The organism is Myceligenerans xiligouense (genome assembly GCF_003814695.1).
Lineage (GTDB): Bacteria > Actinomycetota > Actinomycetes > Actinomycetales > Cellulomonadaceae > Myceligenerans > Myceligenerans xiligouense.
Genome location: NZ_RKQZ01000001.1, coordinates 1321065 through 1337650, shown reverse-complemented (window position 1 = coordinate 1337650; position 16586 = coordinate 1321065). Strand labels below are relative to the sequence as shown.

The 16586-nt window shown below is 73.3% G+C and carries 16 protein-coding genes; 5 read left to right on the top strand and 11 right to left on the bottom strand.

Translation table 11 applies throughout. The annotated features are described in order from the left end of the window. Positions 1-207: 207 nt before the first annotated feature. The 5 genes from EDD34_RS05750 to EDD34_RS05725 form a co-directional block, all read right to left on the bottom strand. Positions 208-882 carry a vitamin K epoxide reductase family protein gene (locus tag EDD34_RS05750; RefSeq protein ID WP_246012206.1) on the bottom strand — a complete coding sequence of 225 codons (675 nt, stop codon included), beginning with the start codon at positions 880-882 and terminating at the stop codon, positions 208-210. A gap of 57 nt (positions 883-939) precedes the next feature. Next, positions 940-1701, bottom strand: coding sequence for a metal-dependent transcriptional regulator (locus EDD34_RS05745; protein WP_170176981.1), 762 nt, complete (start codon positions 1699-1701; stop codon positions 940-942). Between the two features lie 115 nt (positions 1702-1816). Continuing rightward, positions 1817-3484 carry a metallophosphoesterase family protein gene (locus tag EDD34_RS05740; protein ID WP_123813708.1) on the bottom strand — a complete coding sequence of 556 codons (1668 nt, stop codon included), beginning with the start codon at positions 3482-3484 and terminating at the stop codon, positions 1817-1819. 287 nt (positions 3485-3771) lie between these two features. Further along, positions 3772-4575 (bottom strand): non-homologous end joining protein Ku, encoded by an 804-nt coding sequence (gene ku / locus EDD34_RS05730; protein ID WP_123813707.1) that lies wholly within the window; start codon positions 4573-4575, stop codon positions 3772-3774. Between the two features lie 68 nt (positions 4576-4643). Then, entirely contained in the window at positions 4644-4874 is a 231-nt protein-coding gene (locus EDD34_RS05725) for a glutaredoxin family protein (protein WP_123816350.1), read from the bottom strand. 173 nt (positions 4875-5047) lie between these two features. On the opposite strand from EDD34_RS05725, the gene EDD34_RS05720 reads away from it, so the two are divergent. Continuing rightward, positions 5048-7708, top strand: coding sequence for an ATP-dependent DNA ligase (locus EDD34_RS05720; protein WP_246012205.1), 2661 nt, complete (start codon positions 5048-5050; stop codon positions 7706-7708). 24 nt (positions 7709-7732) lie between these two features. On the opposite strand, the gene EDD34_RS05715 is transcribed toward EDD34_RS05720, so the two are convergent. The 6 genes from EDD34_RS05715 to EDD34_RS05685 form a co-directional block, all read right to left on the bottom strand. Further along, complete coding sequence (locus EDD34_RS05715; RefSeq protein ID WP_123813706.1) at positions 7733-8581, bottom strand: siderophore-interacting protein; 849 nt, start codon at positions 8579-8581, stop codon at positions 7733-7735. A 60-nt stretch (positions 8582-8641) separates the two neighbouring features. Beyond that, entirely contained in the window at positions 8642-9034 is a 393-nt protein-coding gene (locus tag EDD34_RS05710; RefSeq protein WP_123813705.1) for a VOC family protein, read from the bottom strand. Positions 9035-9263: 229 nt separating this feature from the next. Next, positions 9264-10082: a maleylpyruvate isomerase family mycothiol-dependent enzyme gene (locus tag EDD34_RS05700; RefSeq protein ID WP_123813704.1), complete on the bottom strand. Its 819-nt coding sequence runs from the start codon at positions 10080-10082 to the stop codon at positions 9264-9266. Positions 10083-10159: 77 nt separating this feature from the next. Further along, positions 10160-10825 carry a pyridoxine/pyridoxamine 5'-phosphate oxidase gene (locus EDD34_RS05695; RefSeq protein WP_123813703.1) on the bottom strand — a complete coding sequence of 222 codons (666 nt, stop codon included), beginning with the start codon at positions 10823-10825 and terminating at the stop codon, positions 10160-10162. Positions 10826-10856: 31 nt separating this feature from the next. Next, the gene (locus EDD34_RS21375) at positions 10857-11630 is read right to left on the bottom strand and encodes a TetR/AcrR family transcriptional regulator (RefSeq protein ID WP_123813702.1); all 774 of its coding nucleotides are present in this window, start codon (positions 11628-11630) and stop codon (positions 10857-10859) included. 117 nt (positions 11631-11747) lie between these two features. Continuing rightward, on the bottom strand, positions 11748-11966 hold the full coding sequence (locus tag EDD34_RS05685) for an SCO4848 family membrane protein (protein WP_123813701.1): 219 nt from the start codon (positions 11964-11966) through the stop codon (positions 11748-11750). A gap of 85 nt (positions 11967-12051) precedes the next feature. Between EDD34_RS05685 and EDD34_RS05680 the strand changes: the two genes are divergently transcribed. From EDD34_RS05680 to EDD34_RS05665, 4 genes are all read left to right on the top strand, one after another. Beyond that, positions 12052-13293, top strand: a complete 1242-nt coding sequence (locus tag EDD34_RS05680) for a GNAT family N-acetyltransferase (RefSeq protein ID WP_170176980.1) — start codon at positions 12052-12054, stop codon at positions 13291-13293. Positions 13294-13298: 5 nt separating this feature from the next. Further along, complete coding sequence (locus EDD34_RS05675) at positions 13299-13787, top strand: SRPBCC family protein (RefSeq protein ID WP_123813699.1); 489 nt, start codon at positions 13299-13301, stop codon at positions 13785-13787. 91 nt (positions 13788-13878) lie between these two features. Beyond that, positions 13879-15378, top strand: coding sequence for a malate dehydrogenase (quinone) (gene mqo, locus EDD34_RS05670; RefSeq protein ID WP_281277746.1), 1500 nt, complete (start codon positions 13879-13881; stop codon positions 15376-15378). A 399-nt stretch (positions 15379-15777) separates the two neighbouring features. Continuing rightward, positions 15778-16557, top strand: a complete 780-nt coding sequence (locus EDD34_RS05665) for a hypothetical protein (protein ID WP_123813698.1) — start codon at positions 15778-15780, stop codon at positions 16555-16557. The last annotated feature ends 29 nt before the right edge of the window (positions 16558-16586 follow it).

Sequence of the window (16586 nt, the reverse complement as noted above, 5' to 3'; positions counted from 1 at the left end):
ACGCTCCGAGGAGCGCCAGGGGCGGCCGCACCGGGTGTGCCCGATCAGGGCGGAGCCGGTGCGGCTACATAAGCAGCGAGCGGATAGACCTCATGTGCCCAGGATGCCAGCCGGGGCCGAGCGGCGGCAAGGAGAGTGCGGTCGCTCCGCTGACGCGGCTGGTCCGTCCGACGACGGTGCGGCCGGTCCGACGACGCGACCGACCGCTCAGAACGAGCGGACCAGGTCGGCGCCCACGGCCAGGAGCAGCCAGCCCACCGCGACGACGTAGCCGATGACCAGGATGATCGTGCGGTTGGCGACCAGTGCGTCCCGCAGGCCGGCTCCCATCGGCAGGTCTCCGGTCTGCGCTCCGCGCACGATCTGGTACCACAGCAGGGGCCACATGACGGTCCACACCACCATGCAGTACGGGCACAGCGCGACGATGGCGTAGAAGCTCGTCCACATCAGGAAGAAGACGAGCGCCTGGCCCAGCACCGTCCCGACCAGCAGCGACGTCCAGTACCACCGCGGCAGCCGCGCGCCGGTCAGCAGCACCACGCCGGTGGTGATCACCACGGGGAACGCCGCGACGCCGAGATAAGGGTTCGGGAAGCCGAGCAGCGCGCCCTGCCACGAGTCCATCGCCGCGGTGCAGGTGACGAACAGGTTGAGCGAGCACGACGCCGCGCGCTCCGGCTCGATGAAGCCCAGGTACTTCTCCCAGGCCAGGGCGAACGACGCGGCGAACCCGATCGCGCCCAGCACCAGGAGGAGAAGGGCCGTCGTCCGCTCGCCGAGCGGTTTCGGGCGAGGCAGGGCAGCGAGCTCGTCATCGGCCGGGCCGTCGGGTGCATCGTTGTCCGACGACGCCACGGCCGCCGCGGTCTTCTCATTCACAAAACCAACATACTGCGCCTCCCTGAGCCCTCGCTGAGAGAACGACCCGGCGAAAGTTCAGTCCCGGTCCACCCAGACCCGCGAGGCAGCCAGCAGGCCCAGGTCGGCGGAGCCCGGGGTCACCGGCGGCCCCGGCACCACGGGTGCGCCCGTCACGCCACGGGGGCCGCCGTCAGGCTCGCCGGCGGGCACCGTCCACTCCACGTGCACCGTCCCCGCGAACTCGCGCCGGGTCGTCACCGACACCCGCGCGTCGAGACCGAGCCCGATCTCGTCGAGGTAGCGCAGGGCCTCGGGATCGGCGTCCGAGATCCGCACGACGACGCCGGTCTCCCCCGTCCCCATCTCCGACATCGGCACGGCATCCGGCCGCACCACGGTGCCGTCGGCGGCCGGGATCGGATCGCCGTGCGGGTCGCGGCCCGGGCGGCCGAGGCGCACGTCGAGCCGCTCGACCAGCAGATCGCTGACGGCGTGCTCGAGGACCTCCGCCTCGTCGTGCACCTCGTCCCAGCCGTAGCCGAGCTCGTTGACCAGGAACGTCTCCAGCAGACGGTGGCGCCGCACCATCTGCAGCGCAAGCCGTCTCCCGGACTCGGTCAGCTCCACCGCACCGTACGGCGCGTGGTCGAGGAGCCCTTGGTCGCAGAGCCGGCGGACCGTCTCCGACACGGTCGAGGCCCCGACACCGAGCCGGTCCGAGAGCTGCTTGGAGGTCACCTTCTTGGTGGACCACTCCTGCTCCGACCAGACCGCCTTGAGGTAGTCCTGCGCCACGGGCGTCAGCTCGGCGGGCGCTGTCGGCACGGTGGAATTCACGTCCCCGAGCCTATCGGCCCCGCCCGCCGCGCCGCCGCCCACCGCGCGCCGACAGGTACGCCGGGTGCGCCGCGCGGCGCCGACAAGCGGCCGACCACGCCGATGCGCGCGAGCGTCACCGCGGCTCGCCCGGCCGGACGGGCTCGTTGCCGGGAAGCGGCCATGCCGGCGGCATGGACTCCCAGTCGCCCACGGTCACGGACTGGTCGGGGTCGACGACGATCTCCCGCAGCTGCGTGAACGACCGTGAGACGGTGTCGAACCGCAGCACCGTGATCGCCGAGGGGTACTGGAGCGGGCCCACCGACAGCTTCCCGAGGCTCGCACCGCCGGTCGTGCTGTTCACGTACCGCAGGCCGTAGCCGAGAGCCTCCGGGCCGATGCGTTTGTGCATGTGGCCGCTGAGCTGGAACGGCACGCACCCGGAACGCAGGCCGGCGTCGCCCACGGCGGGCGAGTGCACGAGCAGGACGTCGATCCGCTCCCCCGCGTCACGGGCCTCGCAGGCGACGTCGCGCAGCCGGTTCCCCGCCTCGGCGGGTGTCTCCTCGCGGATCGCCATGGTGCCGCCGCCGATACGGGTCTCCAGCGGGTCGCGGTCGCCGAGGATACGCAGGCCGGCCACCTCGACGACCTCGCCGTCGAGCACGGTCTGCCCCTGTGACCGCTCGGCGGCGGAGGTCAGCACCGAGTCGTGGTTGCCGTCGGCGACGACGAACGGCACGTCGTCAGGCACGGCCGTCGCGAACGAGTCGACGCACACGTTCTCGACACCGGTCCCGTTGATGGTGGTGTCGCCCGCGTTGAGCAGGACATCCGCGCCGGACCGGGCCACGGCGGTCCGCAGCAGCGGGGTCATGCCGGTGTTGCAGTGCAGGTCGGAGACCAGCAGCAGCGTCAGGGTGTCCGGCGGCGGTTCCGGTGGGCCGGTGGGCCGCGAGACGGCGGCGCCGTCGTCGTCCCCGGGTTCGGCGGCGCCCGGCTCGGCGGGCCCGAACCCGGCGGTCGCGGCCCGCTCCCGCGCGTCGGCCTCGTCCCACGCCGCCACCAGGTTCTCCCCGGCGGTGGTGTAGTAGCCCGAGTTGTTCCGGTACAGCCCGACGAGCTGGCCGGAGTAGGTGTCGATGACCCGGGCGAGGCGGCCGGTGAACGTGGCACCCTCCAGCGCGGTGCCGGCGAACACCATCGAGGCCTCGGCGGGCTCGGCGGCCCGGCGCACGGGAACACTCCCCGTGGAGGTCGCCCACACGAGAACCACGAGGGCGGCCGTACCCACGATCTGCCAGGTGCGGGGCGCGACGATCGCGACCAGCTCGCCGCGACGCCGGGCGCCGAGGAGTGCGCGGACGGCCACGCCGACCAGCACGACGAGCCCGAACGCCACCAGCGCACGGATCACCGCGTCCTGGACCAGCGCCCGGGCCACGGTCTCGGTAGTGCTCTCCGGGGAGTCGAAGAACTGCAGGTAGGCGTCGAGGTCGCGGCTCATCGCCTGCAGCGTCCGGGAGGCGCCGACGGCGGTCAGGTCGGCGGGGATCTCCTGGACCGTGACCGACACGCCGAGCCCGAGCGGCAGAGGCGAGGACGACACGATCCGCCCCAGGGGCCCGAGATCGACCACCAGGTGCGGGTCGCCCGTCACCTCGTAGAGAGCCTGGTGCGGGCCGAGGCTGAGCTCGGCGCGGGCCGTCGTCGCGCCGAAGACGGCACACGCCAACAGCGTGGCCACGACCGCGACGACCCACCGCGCCCACCGAGCCGGCTTGTGTTTCCGATCGTGCATCGCCCCAACCCTATGCCGCTCCAGACCCGCCCCAAACCACCGTCTCACGCCACTGCCGCCGGCCGAACCGCACGGTGAATCGTGCCAAAGGAGGTCTGGCACGATTCAACGTGCGGTTCGACGGCGGTGGGCGGGGCCGGGTCTCGGTTCGGCGGCCCCTGTAAGCCGGTTCGGCGGCCCGGTCAGCCGGTGCGGCGGCCCGGTCAGCCGGTGCGGCGGCCCGGTCAGCCGGTGCGGCGGCCCGGTCAGCCGGTGCGGCGGCCCGGTCAGCCGGTGCGGCGGCCCGGTCAGCCGGTGCGGCGTTCCTTGGCTTCGTCCACGCTGCGCCGCAGGGCCTCCATGAGGTCGATGACCTTGCCGCCCTCTTCCTCCGAGGCCGCGGCCTCGCCGAACGTGGCCTCCGTGTCGATGACGTCGCCCTGTTCGAGTTTCGCGTCGATCAGCGCGCGAAGCTGGACCTGATAGTCGTCGGTGTAGTCGCCGGGTGCGAAGTCCGACTCGAAACTCGTCACGAGCTGGGCCGACATCTTCAGCTCCTGGTCGGTGACCGCGGCCGGCTCGTCGAGGGACCCGAACGCCGGCTCGCGGATCTCGTCGGCCCACAGCAGCGTCTGGAGCACCAGGACCTCGTCCCGCACCCGCAGCGCGGCGAGCCGGGTGCGCTGCCGCAGCGCGAACTTCACGATCGCCGTCCGCTCGGTCTCCTCCAGGGTGCGCCGCAGCAGCACGTACGCCTTCGTGGACTTGGAGTCGGGTTCGAGGTAGTAGGTCTTGTCGAGCATGATCGGGTCGATCTGATCGCTCGGCACGAACTCGACGACGCCGATCTCGCGGTCCTTCTCGGCCGGCAGCGTCGCCAGGTCGTCGCGGGTGATGACCACGGTGTGCTCGCCGTCGTCGTAGGCGCGGTCGATGTGCTCGTACGGCACCTCTTCACCGTCGAGCTCGCAGACCCGGCGGTAGCGGATGCGCCCACCATCGGCGTCGTGCACCTGGTGCAGCGACACGTCGTGACCCTCGGTCGCGCTGTAGAGCTTGACCGGAACGTTCACGAGCCCGAAGGTGACGGCGCCCTTCCAGATAGCGCGCATACCCCGATGGTGCGCCTGATCCGGCGGATTCGCGAGAACGGCAGGTCAGGCGGCCCTGACGCCGGCGGCTACAGGCCCCTGTGGTCCAGGTGGGCCGCCAGTTCCGCGTTGGTCGGCTCGACCAGGTGCGAACCGTCCGGGAAGACGATGACCGGGATCGACTTGCGTCCCGAGATGTCCTCGGCCTCGCACGCGCGCCCCGGCTCGCACTCGAGGTCCACGTAGTCGAAGTCGACCCGGCGGATGTCGAGCACGGCCTTGGACCGGCGGCAGTCCCGGCACCACTGCGCCCCGTACATCGTGAGGCGGTCCGGCCGGCGATGGGCGATATCCGCGACGAGAACGGAGAGAGGTTCTGACGAGTTCACGGGCGACGAGCCTAGACCCCGAACCCCCACCAGAAGGTAAAGGTCAGGCAACGATTACGGAGCGTCGAGATGTGAATCTCGCCGCAGGTACCGACCATGAAGGCATGGCCGGACTCCCGGAGATGAGCACGCCGTCCGGTGACACCACCGTCACCGTCGACGGCCGCCGCCTGCGCCTGTCCAACCTCGACAAGGTGCTGTACCCGGCCACCGGCACCACGAAGGGCGAGGTGCTGCACTACCTCGCACAGCTCGCGCCGGCCATGCTCCCGCACGTCACGCGCCGTCCGGCCACCCGCAAGCGCTGGCCGGACGGCATCGACGGGCAGTCGTTCTTCCAGAAGAACGCCGGCCCGGGGACGCCGTCCTGGGTGGCGCTCCACGAGATCCGGCACAAGACCTCGGTCAACGAGTACGTCCTGGTCGACGACGTCGCCACCCTGATCTGGCTCGGCCAGACCGCCACCCTCGAGATCCACACCCCGCAGTGGCGCGTCGGCCGCACGGGCACCCCGCTGCCGCCCGACCGTCTCGTCCTCGACCTGGACCCCGGGCCCGGCGCCGGACTGGCCGAGTGCGCCCAGGTCGCCCGCTGGGCGCGGGACATCCTCACCGGGATGGGCCTCGACCCGCTCCCCGTGACCAGCGGCTCCAAGGGCATCCACCTCTACGCCGCGCTCGACCGGCACCCGCCGTCCGGCGACGGGACGGGGCCGGTCCCGTCCGGGCCGGACTCCCAGCCGACGTCGGACCAGGTCACCGCCGTCGCACGCGAACTCGCCCGGCACCTGGAGACGGAGCATCCCGACCTCGTCGTCAGCGACATGAAGAAGTCGCTGCGCGCCGGAAAGGTCCTCGTCGACTGGTCGCAGAACAACGGCGCCAAGACCACCATCGCGCCCTACTCCCCGCGGGGCCGCGAGCGCCCCTGGGTCGCCGCGCCCCGCATGTGGGCGGAGCTGGAGGATCCGGAGCTGCGCCAGCTCGACCTCCACGAGGTGGCCGAGCGGGTGGCGGCGGACGGCGACCTGCTCGCCCCGCTCCTGCGCGGCCACTACGCGACGCTGGAGCCGACGGCGGAGCGCATGGCCGCCTGGTCCCGGCTCGCGGAGTACCGGGCGAAGCGCGACCCGGGCCGCACGCCGGAGCCGTTCGGTGACGGGAGTCCGCGGGCGGGGCCGCCGTCGTTCGTCATCCAGGAGCACCACGCCTCGCGCCTGCACTGGGACTTCCGGCTCGAGCACGACGGCGTCCTGGTCTCCTGGGCGCTGCCGCGCGGCGAACCCACCGACCCGGGCCGCAACCATCTGGCGGTCCAGACCGAGGACCATCCTCTGGAGTACGGCACGTTCGAGGGCACGATCCCGCGCGGCGAGTACGGGGCGGGCGACGTCACGATCTGGGACTCGGGCACGTACGACGTGGAGAAGTGGCGAGACGGCGAGGTGATCGCCGTGCTGCACTCCGAGCGTCGCGGCACGCGGCGGCTGGCGCTGATCCGCACGGGCGGGCGCGGGAACGGGTCGGACGACCCGAACCAGTGGCTGATCCACCGCACGAAGGCGCAGCCCGCGGGACCGGCGCCGGTCCCCCGCGCGCCCGAGAGCACGGGTCCTGGCCCCGCCCCGGCCACCCCCGCCGAGCCACTCCTTCGCACTGCCGCGGCCACCCCCGACGGCCCGAGCCCGACGCCGGTCCCGGCCGACGAGCCACCCGCGACCGCGAGCCTGCGCGCGATGCTCGCCACCTCGGCCGGGCCCCGCGAACTGTCCCGCCTGGATCCGGACGACTGGGCGTTCGAGATGAAGTGGGACGGGTTCCGCGTGCTCGCGCACCTCACCGCCGCGGGTGAGGTCAGGCTGGTCAGCCGGGCAGGTCTGGACATGACCGAGACCTTCCCGGAGCTGCGGGCGCTCGCGGACTCCGTGGGCGCGGGGGACCCCCCCGCGGTGCTCGACGGCGAGGTCGTCGCCCTCGACCCCGAGGGCCGGCCGAGCTTCCGGCGGTTGCAGCAGCGGGCGAACCTCTACAAGGAGCGGGATGTCGAGCGGGCACGGCGGAGGGTCGGGGTCGAGGTGTTCCTCTTCGACGTGCTGCGGGCGGGCGGCCGGGACCTGACGGGCGAGCCCTGGTCGGCGCGTCGGGAGGTGCTGGAGCGGATCGTGACGGCGGGTCCGCTGGTGCACGTGCCGCCGGTGCTCGACGCCGGCGGCGCGGACGCGCTGGACGCCTCCCGGAGCTTGCGGCTGGAGGGCGTGGTGGCGAAGCGGCGGGCGTCGCGGTACGCGCCGGGCCGGCGGTCGCGGGAGTGGCTCAAGGTGAAGCACGTCGAGTCTCAGGAGGTGGTGGTGGTCGGCTGGCGGCCCCTGCACGCGGACACGGGCCGGCCGGACCCGCGGACCGTGGGTGCGCTGCTCCTCGCCGTCCCGGAGCTGCCCGACGACGGCCCGGGCGGGGCGGTCGAGAGCGACGCCGGAGGCACACCGGTCCGGCTGCGGTACGCGGGCCGCGTGGGCACCGGCTTCACCGAGAAGGAGCGCCGTGAGACCGCCCGGCGCCTCGGCGAGATCGGCACGGAGGCTCCCGCCGTCGCGGACGTCCCGGCCGTGGACGGTCGCCTCGCACGCTGGTGCGAACCGGCCCTCGTGGGCGAGGTCGACCACGCGGGCTGGACCCAGGACGGCCGGCTCCGCCATCCCGTCTGGCGCGGCTGGCGCCCGGATCGCACCCCGGGCGACGTCCGACCCGGCCGGGCGGGCGGGTGACGTCCGACCCGCCGGGCGCCGGGCTCAGCTCGACGCCCTGCCGTGCTTCCAGTAGCCCACGAAGTCGACGTGCGTCCTGGGCATCCCCCGGTCGTTCACCAGGTGCCGGCGGGTGCCCGTGGCCAGGGCGGACTCCCCGACCGCGAACGCGTAGCCAACGCCGTCAGGCAGGTCGGCGGCGCGCACCGCCTCCAGTGCGGCCGCGCCCGGCACGCCGTCGGGCCCGGTGCCGGCGTCCGACGTCGTACGCGGGCTCCCGTCGCGCACCACCCACCGCACCTCGATGCCCGGCGGGGCCTGGAAGTCCTGCTTGTCGGCGGCGGTGGGGACCTCGACGATCGCGAGGCCGCGCATCCCGGCCGGCAGCGACTCGCAGATGCCGGCGACGGCGGGCAGGCCGGACTCGTCGGCGACCAGCAGGACCCAGTCGTGGTCGTGCCGCGGGTTGTAGCCGACCCCCTGGTCGAGGAGGCCGACCTGTTCTCCCGTGCGGCATCCCGTGGCGAACCCGGCACCGGGCCCGGAGCTGCCGTCGGCGTCCTCGTGCACCACGAAGTCGACGTCGATCTCGGCCAGGTCGCCGCGCGCCGCCCGCACCGTGTAGTTGCGCACGTACGGCCGCTTCGACCGGGGCGTGGCGAGGTACTGGGCGTACCACCAGCTCGACGACGTGGTCGGCAGCTTCAGGTTCTCCTGGCCGGGCCGCGGCATGAACAGGCGGAACCACTGGTCGTAACCCTGGAGGGTGAGCCGGCCGATCCCTTCCCCGCCGAGCGTCACGCGCATCATGTGCGGCGACACCCGCTTGGTTCCCACGACCTGGGCCATGACGACCTCGGGATCGACGGCCCTGCGCCCGCTGTGTCCACTCATGCGGGCAAGGTTAGGCGAACCTAAGTCTCTTGGCCAGGCCGGGGCGCTCCGCAGGCCCGGTCAGCCCAGTTCGGCCTCGCTGCGCAGGATGCAGAACTCGTTGCCTTCCGGGTCCGCCATCACGATCCAGCCCGTTCCCGGGCCGTCGATGCCCCGGTGGTCCTCCACCTTGGTCGCGCCGAGCCGCAGCAGGCGCTGGTACTCGGCGTTGCGCTCGCCGGCCTTGGGCCGCAGGTCGAAGTGAAGCCGGTTCTTGACCGTCTTGCCCTCCGGCACCTTGATGAACACGACCGGGACCCCCTTGCCCTTCGGGTCCTCGATGTAGCACTCCTCGTGGTCCGGCTCGTTGGGGTCGTCCGGATCCTCGACGTAGCCGAGAACGTCCTTCCACCACTCGGACAGGGTGTGGGGATCGTGGCAGTCCACGGCGACATGAGAGATGAAGGCAACCATGACCAGACTCTCCCACCGATCGGCCCCCGCGGAGAAAACGACACCCAGGACTACGGCTGGATGGACAACCGCGCGTTCGCCGACCTGGACGGCCACCACTGGGAGGTCGCCTCCATGGACGAGGAGGCCATGAAGGAGGCCTTCGCCGAGGACGCCTGAACCAGGCCGGCTCGGGTGCGACGACGACGGCCGGCCCGACGCCGGGTGGCCGACCCGACGCCGGGTGGTCTCAGCGCTGCGCCGACGGCCAGGGAGCCAGTTCCGGGAGCGGGACGTCCGCACCCGAGCGGGTCGCACGGACCTCACCCGCCGGCTCCCGGCCGGCCAGCCAGGCGACGACGTCGACCGGGGCACCCGAGACGACCGTCAGCGAGCGCGACGACTCGGCCCCGTCATGCGGCTCTCCACCGCCTGCCGGCACCACACCCTCGGACACCACGACGCCCTCCGGCAGCCGCACCCCGAGGAAGTCCCTGAGGTGCGCCCGGAGTTCCGCGTCCCACGTCACGAACCCGATGCCCACGCGCGCGTCGACGGCGTGAATGCGCACCTCGCGCCACCAGGCCAGCAGGCAGCCGCTCACCGGCCCCTCGCGGTACGACGTCGGCGCGTCCCACAGCGGGGAGCCCGGCTCCGGCCACGCGGCCGCGAGACGCTCGCGGACGGCGGTCAGCGCGTCGACGTGTTCCGCGAGGCTGCGGGTCGCCGCCGCCTCGATGGCGGCGTTGCGCCCCTCGGCCCCGCCGTCGTACGGCTGGATGCGCTCCCCGCGGGCCGCGTACTCGGCCTGCCGTGCGAGCGCCCGGCCGACGCCGTCCACGTGCGCGAGCACATGTCCGCGGGTCCAGTCCGGCAGCGCGGAGGGCTCGCCGACCGCGCCGTCGGGAAGGGTGCGGACGGCGTCGGTCAGCGCGTCGAGCGCGGCGAACGAGTCGGTGCGCGCGTGCTCCGTCAGGGCCTCGGTGACCGTCGCCCCGGCGTCGGTTCCGGCGGCCTTGGTCCCGGCGTTCGTCGCGGCGTCGGTCCCTGCGTTCGTCTCGGTGTTCATCATGGCTCCCTGCTCGTCGTGGCTCTGCGGAACGGTGGGGCGGCGTGGGACGCCGGAGTCGTCACGGCCGACCGGGCTCACGGCCACAGCAGCCCCGTGGCCCAACCCGCATCGGCCTCGCGGTACCGCAGGCGGACGTGCGGGCCGTCGTCGGACGCCTGCCAGAACTCGACGTCCGTCGGCGCGAGCACGAACGCGGTCCAGCCGGGCGCGACCAGCCCGCGATCGGCCGTCACGGCCTGGAGCGCGGCCGCGAACGCGGCGTCGTACTCGGCGAGCGAACCGAGCGGTTCGCTCTGCCGGTCCACCAGGCCCGCCGCACGGGACAGGTCGGGGCGGGCGAGGAAGTCGGCGCGGCTCGTCTCGGGGTCCGCCGGGGCCGCCGTGCCCGTCACGCGGACCTGGCGGCCCCGGCCCGGCCAGAGGAAGGTCATCGACGCGTGCGGGTTCGCCTCCAGGTCCCGCCCCTTCGGCCCGCCCGACTGCGACGCGAACCACCAGCCCTCGTCCGTGACGTCCTTGAGGATCACGGTGCGTGCATGGACGTTCCCGGCGGCGTCGGCCGTCGAGAGAACCACGGCGTGCGGGGCGAGGACGCCCGTCTCGATCGCGTCGTCGAGCCAGGTGGTGAACAGCTCGTGCGGGGTGGCGGGTGCCGCGCCGGGATCGAGCACCGGCAGTCCGGGGCGGGGGAACGTCGGGAGGGCCCGCAGGCGCTCGCGAAGGGTGACGGGCTCGGTCATACGGGAGCTCCTGAGATTCGGGGACGGGTGATCAGGCAGGGGCGTCGCCGTCAGGCGGCACGGGCCGGTCAGGGTCCGCCGGTCGACCGGGACCCGCTGGCCTACCGGGACCCGCTGGCCTACCGGGGCCGGCGGGCTCGCCGGGCTTGACGCGGTCCGCGCGCCGGCCGGAGCACGGCGGCCCGCCGAGGCCCGCGGGCGTGACGGGCGTGACGGGAGCGGAGCTCCCCGGCTCGGCCAGCAGGGCGACGAAGCCCCGCACCGCCGCGCTCATGGCGTTCGGGTCGCCGGTCGCCCGGGCGAGGACGTACCCGCCCTGGACGATCGCCACCGCGGCGTGCGCTCGGTCCCGCGCCTCGGCGCCGGGCAGGCCCGATTCCCGGAAGGTGGTGGCGACCTCGTCGAGGAGGTCCGTGAAGTAGCGGCCGACGACGGCGTGCAGGTCGGCATCGTCCATGACCGCCTCGTCGCTCGTGAGCCGGCCCACCTTGCACCCGGCGAGAGCGTCGCGCCGCCGGCCGACGTAGTCGCGGATCCGGTCCAGGGCGGCGGAGTCGCCCCGCAGCTCGGCGCGGGCCTGCTCCACGGCGTCGGCGGTGGTGGCCGCGACGCCCGCCATCGCGAGGTCGCGCTTGCTCGGGAAGTGGTGGTACAGGCTGCCCTGCCCGACGCCGCTGGCGCTCATCACCTGCCGCGGGCTGGTCGCCGCCACACCTTGGCGGGCGAACAGTTCCTGGGCGGCGGCGACGAGACGGCCGCGGGCCGACCCCGCGCCGGCCGATCTGGTCTCGCTCGCCTCGGGCACGCGCCGACCATACCTACCTCCAGGTATGGTCGCAACCCTCCACCACGCTCGCCCGGCGCGAGGGCCGTCAGGCGGCCGGTGTCAGCATCAGCATCAGCATCAGCATCAGCATCAGCATCAGAACAGCGTGAGCACGCCCAGCACACCCACGGCGAGGCCCAGCGCCAGCGAGACCGCGATCAGCACCGCGTGGACGGTGAGGAACCGGGTGGGACGGCCGGCGTCGTCCCGGGAGCGCGGGTCGGCCGCGATGCGCTGCCAGAAGCGCGGCCAGATCAGGAGGTTCCATCCGGCGGTCACGACGAGCAGGACGGACCAGGCGACAGGAAGATTCACACCGGCAAGTATCACCCCCGGGCCCGCACCCCGGCCCCGGCCGTGTCCGTCGTCGATGTCGGCCTCCCCGGGTAATGTCGCAGCCATGACCTTGACCGTGCGCCGCGTCACCCATGACGACCAACCCGCGTTCCAGCGCCTCGGGTCCGAGGCGTTCGGGGGCGGGCCCCGCCCCGTCCCGTCCCGCGAGGAGTGGGAGGCGTCGGCCGACCGCGAGTGGGGCGTGTTCGACGACGGCGCGCTGGCGGCGCGGCTGCGTGTGTACGGCTTCACGTCCTGGTTCCACGGCGGGCGGGTCCCGACCGCCGGGATCGCGGGCGTCGCCGTCGAACCGGAGCGGCGCGGCGGCGGGCTCGTCGCGGCGATGCTCGATGCGGCCCTCGAGGAGGCGCGGGAGCGCGGCGAGGCGATCTCCACGCTGTTCCCGAGCGCCCCCGGCATCTACCGGCGACTCGGATACGAGGTGATCGGCTCGTACGACGACGTCGACGTGCCGCTGGACCGCGTCGCGCGCACGGCTCCGCCGTCGGGCATCACCACGCGGCGCGCCACCGCCGCCGATGTCGAGGCGATCACCGCGGTGCACGCCACCTGGGCGGCCGGACAGAACGGCCCGGTGAGCCGGGCCGAGGAACCGTTCTGGACACCCCCGGAGAAGTACGTCGCGGACTACACGGGCATCACGCTCGCCGTGGAGGACGACACCGTCGTCGGCTTCGCGAGCTGGATCCGCGGCACGGGCGACACGCCGGCCGCCACGGTGATGGAGGTCGAGGACCTGATCGCGCTGACACCCGATGCGGCGCGGGCCCTGTGGCGCACGCTCGGCTCCTTCTCGACGGTGGTCGGCACGGCCCGCGTGTCGACCTCGGGCAGCGGAGCGAGCATCGACCCGGCCTGGCTGGTCCTCCCGGACCTCGGCGTGCGACGGGTCGCCGAGCACCCCTACATGCTCCGGATCCTGGACGTCGAGCAGGCACTGGAAGGGGCGTGGCTCGCGCCGGTGGCAGGTCGGGTCCCGTTCGCCGTGGCCGACCCCGCCCTCGGCTCGGGGCGGCGCGACCGGCCGCGAGCCGAGCTGTCGGGAGCGTGGACCATCGATGTCTCGGGCGGTGTGGCACATGTCGAACGCGACGGGATCGACGTGGCCGATGCGCACCACGACCGTCCGGTCCTCACGCCCCACGGCCTGGCACTCCTGTACGCGGGAGCGCAGTCGGCACGGAACCTGCGCATGGCGGGACACCTGACGGGCCCGGAGAAGTGGGACCCACCCCTGACCGCGATGTTCTCCGGGCAGCAGGTCCACGTGCGGGACTACTTCTGACCCGCGTGGCCGCTCCGACCTTCCGGCTGATCACGACCTGGAGCGTGCCCGCGCCGGCGTCGCGCGCGTGGCAGGTCCTCGCCGGCCCCGGGCCCACCTGGCCGGCCTGGTGGCCCGGCCTGCGTACGGAGTCGGCCGGCATCGTCGCAGGGCCCGACGGGCTCAGCGGCGCGGGTTCATGGGTGCGGCTGCGGGTGCGGAGCCCGGTGGGCGCCTCGCTGGGCCTGCGCCTGGATCTTCTCGAGTCCCGCGCCCCCGGCCCGGAGCGGCCCGGGCGGGCCAAGCTCCGGGTCTCGGGGGACCTGCGCGGCGGCACCGTGGTCTCGGCCACCGCGCGGGCGGGAGGGCGGTGCGAGATCCGGCTCACCTGGATCGTGACGCCGATGCGCGGTCGGCCCGCCCTGGTCGCGCGGGTGGCACCGGCGCTCTGCGTCCGGGCCCACGACCGCGTGATGCGCGCGGGAGAACGCGGCCTGGTGCGGCACCTCGCATAGCACGGCGCCGTGAGCGAGGTCACCGTGGAATCCCTGTGACCTGCACCACCAACTTTGTTCTTTCCTTCACAAGCGTCCTACAGTGGCACGCGTGAACTCTCCGCGCACCCCTGAGAAGCCCCTCGCGACCGACGTCGACGTCGCGCTGATCGGCGGCGGCATCATGAGTGCCACGCTCGGCGCCCTGCTGTCCGTCCTCGAGCCGAGCTGGCGGATCGGCATCTACGAGCGGCTGGACGACGTCGCCCAGGAGTCGTCCAGCCCGTGGAACAACGCCGGCACCGGTCACGCCGCACTCTGCGAGCTGAACTACACGCCGGAGCGCAAGGACGGCTCGATCGACATCTCCAAGGCCGTCACGATCAACGAGCAGTTCGAGACCTCGCGCGAGTTCTGGAACCACCTGCTCACGGCGGGCCTGATGGAGGGCACGGACTTCATCAACGTCACCCCGCACATGACGTTCGTGCGCGGCGAGAAGAACGTGGACTACCTCCGGCGCCGCTGGGAGACCCTCCGTGAGCACCCGCTCTTCGAGGACCTGGAGTTCACCGACGACCGCGCCGTCATCTCCGAGTGGGCCCCGCTCCTCACGACGGGCCGCGACACCGACGAGCCGGTCGCCGCCACCCGCGCCGCCGCCGGGACCGACGTCGACTTCGGCGCCCTCACCCGCAAGCTCATCGGCCTGGCGACCGACCGCGGTGCCGACCTGCACACGAACCACGAGGTCACCGGCCTGAAGAAGCAGCGTGACGGGCGCTGGCGCCTCTCGCTGCGCGACCGCACCTGGAACGCGGAGACCCGCGGCCGGACCGTCACGGCACGCTTCGTGTTCGTCGGCGCGGGCGGTGGCGCGCTGCCGCTGCTCCAGGCCGCGGGCATCAAGGAGATCCGTGGCTACGGCGGCTTCCCGATCTCCGGCGAGTTCCTGCGCACCTCCAGCCCCGACGTCGTCGCCGAGCACCACGCCAAGGTGTACGGCAAGGCCGAGGTCGGCGCCCCGCCGATGTCCGTGCCGCACCTCGACACGCGCGTGGTGGACGGCAGGAGCTACCTGATGTTCGGCCCGTACGCCGGGTTCTCGCCGAAGTACCTCAAGAAGGGCAAGTACCTCGGCCTGGTCACCAGCCTGCGCGCCCACAACCTCTTCTCGATGCTCGGCGCGGGCCTGAAGAACCTCGACCTGACGCGGTACCTGGTGGGCCAGGTCGCCGCGGCGCCGGAGACGAAGTTCCACGAGCTGCAGAAGTTCATGCCGACGGCCAGGCCCGGCGACTGGGAGACCGTCACCGCCGGCCAGCGCGTCCAGGTCATCAAGTGGGTCAAGGGCAAGGGCGGCGTCCTGGAGTTCGGCACCGAGGTGATCGCCGCGCGGGACGGCTCGATCGCCGGCCTGCTGGGCGCCTCGCCGGGTGCGTCCACCGCGGTGTCCGCGATGCTCGGCGTCCTGGAGCGGTGCTTCGCCGACCGCTACGAGGACTGGAAGCCGCGGCTCGCGACGATGATGCCGTCCCTGGGCGGCGCGGTCTCCCCGATCGCCGACGACGCCGCCGCGCTCACGCGGTCGGAGCGAGTCGCCGCGCGCTGAGCCGCCGCCGTGCGCGGCCGGATGCGGCACGGCAGTCGAGGTGTTCGACGACACGCCGCGTCCAGCCGCAGCACAACAGCGCGCGAACCACCGGGCCGTATCGGCCACCGGCGTATCCCCAGTTGGCTACCGTCGGGGCGGCGTCCTGCGCCGGCGCGACGCCGCCGTCCGGAAGTCCGCGGACCAGCCCGGTCGGCGTCTCGGCCAGGCCGCCCGGCGTGCGTGCAAGAGATATCCGCACGCGCGCGGAAACCCGCCGAGTTGTGAGTGGCGCTCCACGCCGTACCTTGGAAGAAGGCCCAGAGCGGCGCCGGGTGGGACACGAGTCCGCTGCGACCCTGTTCCGTCGGCAGACCGCCCGGGCCGGGCACCGGGTGCGACGACGACAGGAGACCGGTCATGAGCACGACGGGTACACCGTACGACGGAGGCTCCGGTTCGCAGTTCTCCCCCACGTCCGGCAGCGGTACGACCGAGACAGGGGCAGGCTCGACCAAGGAACGCCTGACGGACACGGCTGCGCAGGCGGCCGATGCGAGCCGGAGCATGGCGAACGACGCCAAGGAGAAGGTGCGCGATGTCGCGCACGAGGCGGCGCAGCAGACGCACGGCCTGCTCGACCGGACACGCTCCGAACTCAGCTCCCAGGCGCGGTCCCAGCAGCAGCGGCTGGCGGACGGTCTGCACACGATGGAGGACGAGCTGGGCCAGATGGCAAGCGCGTCCGAGGATCCCGGGTACACGAGCAACCTGGTGCGACGCGCCGGCGACGCGTCCGGACAGGCTGCCCGCTGGCTGGAGGACCGGGAGCCCGGTGCGATCCTCGGCGAGATCGAGAACTTCGCCCGGCGTCGGCCCGGGATCTTCATCGCCCTCTCGGCGGGTGCGGGCCTGCTCGTCGGGCGGTTCCTGCGGGGAATGAAGGACGCGGACGACACGTCGGACAACTCGCCGGGCGGCGCATCGGCCGAGCCGGCGACGGTCGCCGTGCCGGGCGAGCGCGGAACACCGGCCAGGACGACCGCCGGCGCGGTGCCGCCGGTGCCGGGTGCCACGCCGTCGGCCGAGCCGCAGACCCCGCCGCCCCCGGAGAGCGGATCGGTGCGGCCGACGATCCCACCGCCCGTCCCGCCGCCGGCACCTGGCGTCACCCAGCAGGGAGGCGGCACCCATGTCTGACGCGCCAAACCTCCCCGGCGCGGCCTCCG

Bases quoted from the DNA above. Each gene is read 5' to 3' on its own strand.
- EDD34_RS05740 (WP_123813708.1), bottom strand. From the start codon at position 3,484: ATGCACGATCGGAAACACAAGCCGGCTCGGTGGGCGCGGTGGGTCGTC.
- ku (WP_123813707.1), bottom strand. From the start codon at position 4,575: ATGCGCGCTATCTGGAAGGGCGCCGTCACCTTCGGGCTCGTGAACGTT.
- EDD34_RS05725 (WP_123816350.1), bottom strand. From the start codon at position 4,874: ATGTACGGGGCGCAGTGGTGCCGGGACTGCCGCCGGTCCAAGGCCGTG.
- EDD34_RS05720 (WP_246012205.1), top strand. From the start codon at position 5,048: ATGGCCGGACTCCCGGAGATGAGCACGCCGTCCGGTGACACCACCGTC.
- EDD34_RS05715 (WP_123813706.1), bottom strand. From the start codon at position 8,581: ATGAGTGGACACAGCGGGCGCAGGGCCGTCGATCCCGAGGTCGTCATG.
- EDD34_RS05710 (WP_123813705.1), bottom strand. From the start codon at position 9,034: ATGGTTGCCTTCATCTCTCATGTCGCCGTGGACTGCCACGATCCCCAC.
- EDD34_RS05700 (WP_123813704.1), bottom strand. From the start codon at position 10,082: ATGAACACCGAGACGAACGCAGGGACCGACGCCGCGACGAACGCCGGG.
- EDD34_RS05695 (WP_123813703.1), bottom strand. From the start codon at position 10,825: ATGACCGAGCCCGTCACCCTTCGCGAGCGCCTGCGGGCCCTCCCGACG.
- EDD34_RS05680 (WP_170176980.1), top strand. From the start codon at position 12,052: ATGACCTTGACCGTGCGCCGCGTCACCCATGACGACCAACCCGCGTTC.
- EDD34_RS05665 (WP_123813698.1), top strand. From the start codon at position 15,778: ATGAGCACGACGGGTACACCGTACGACGGAGGCTCCGGTTCGCAGTTC.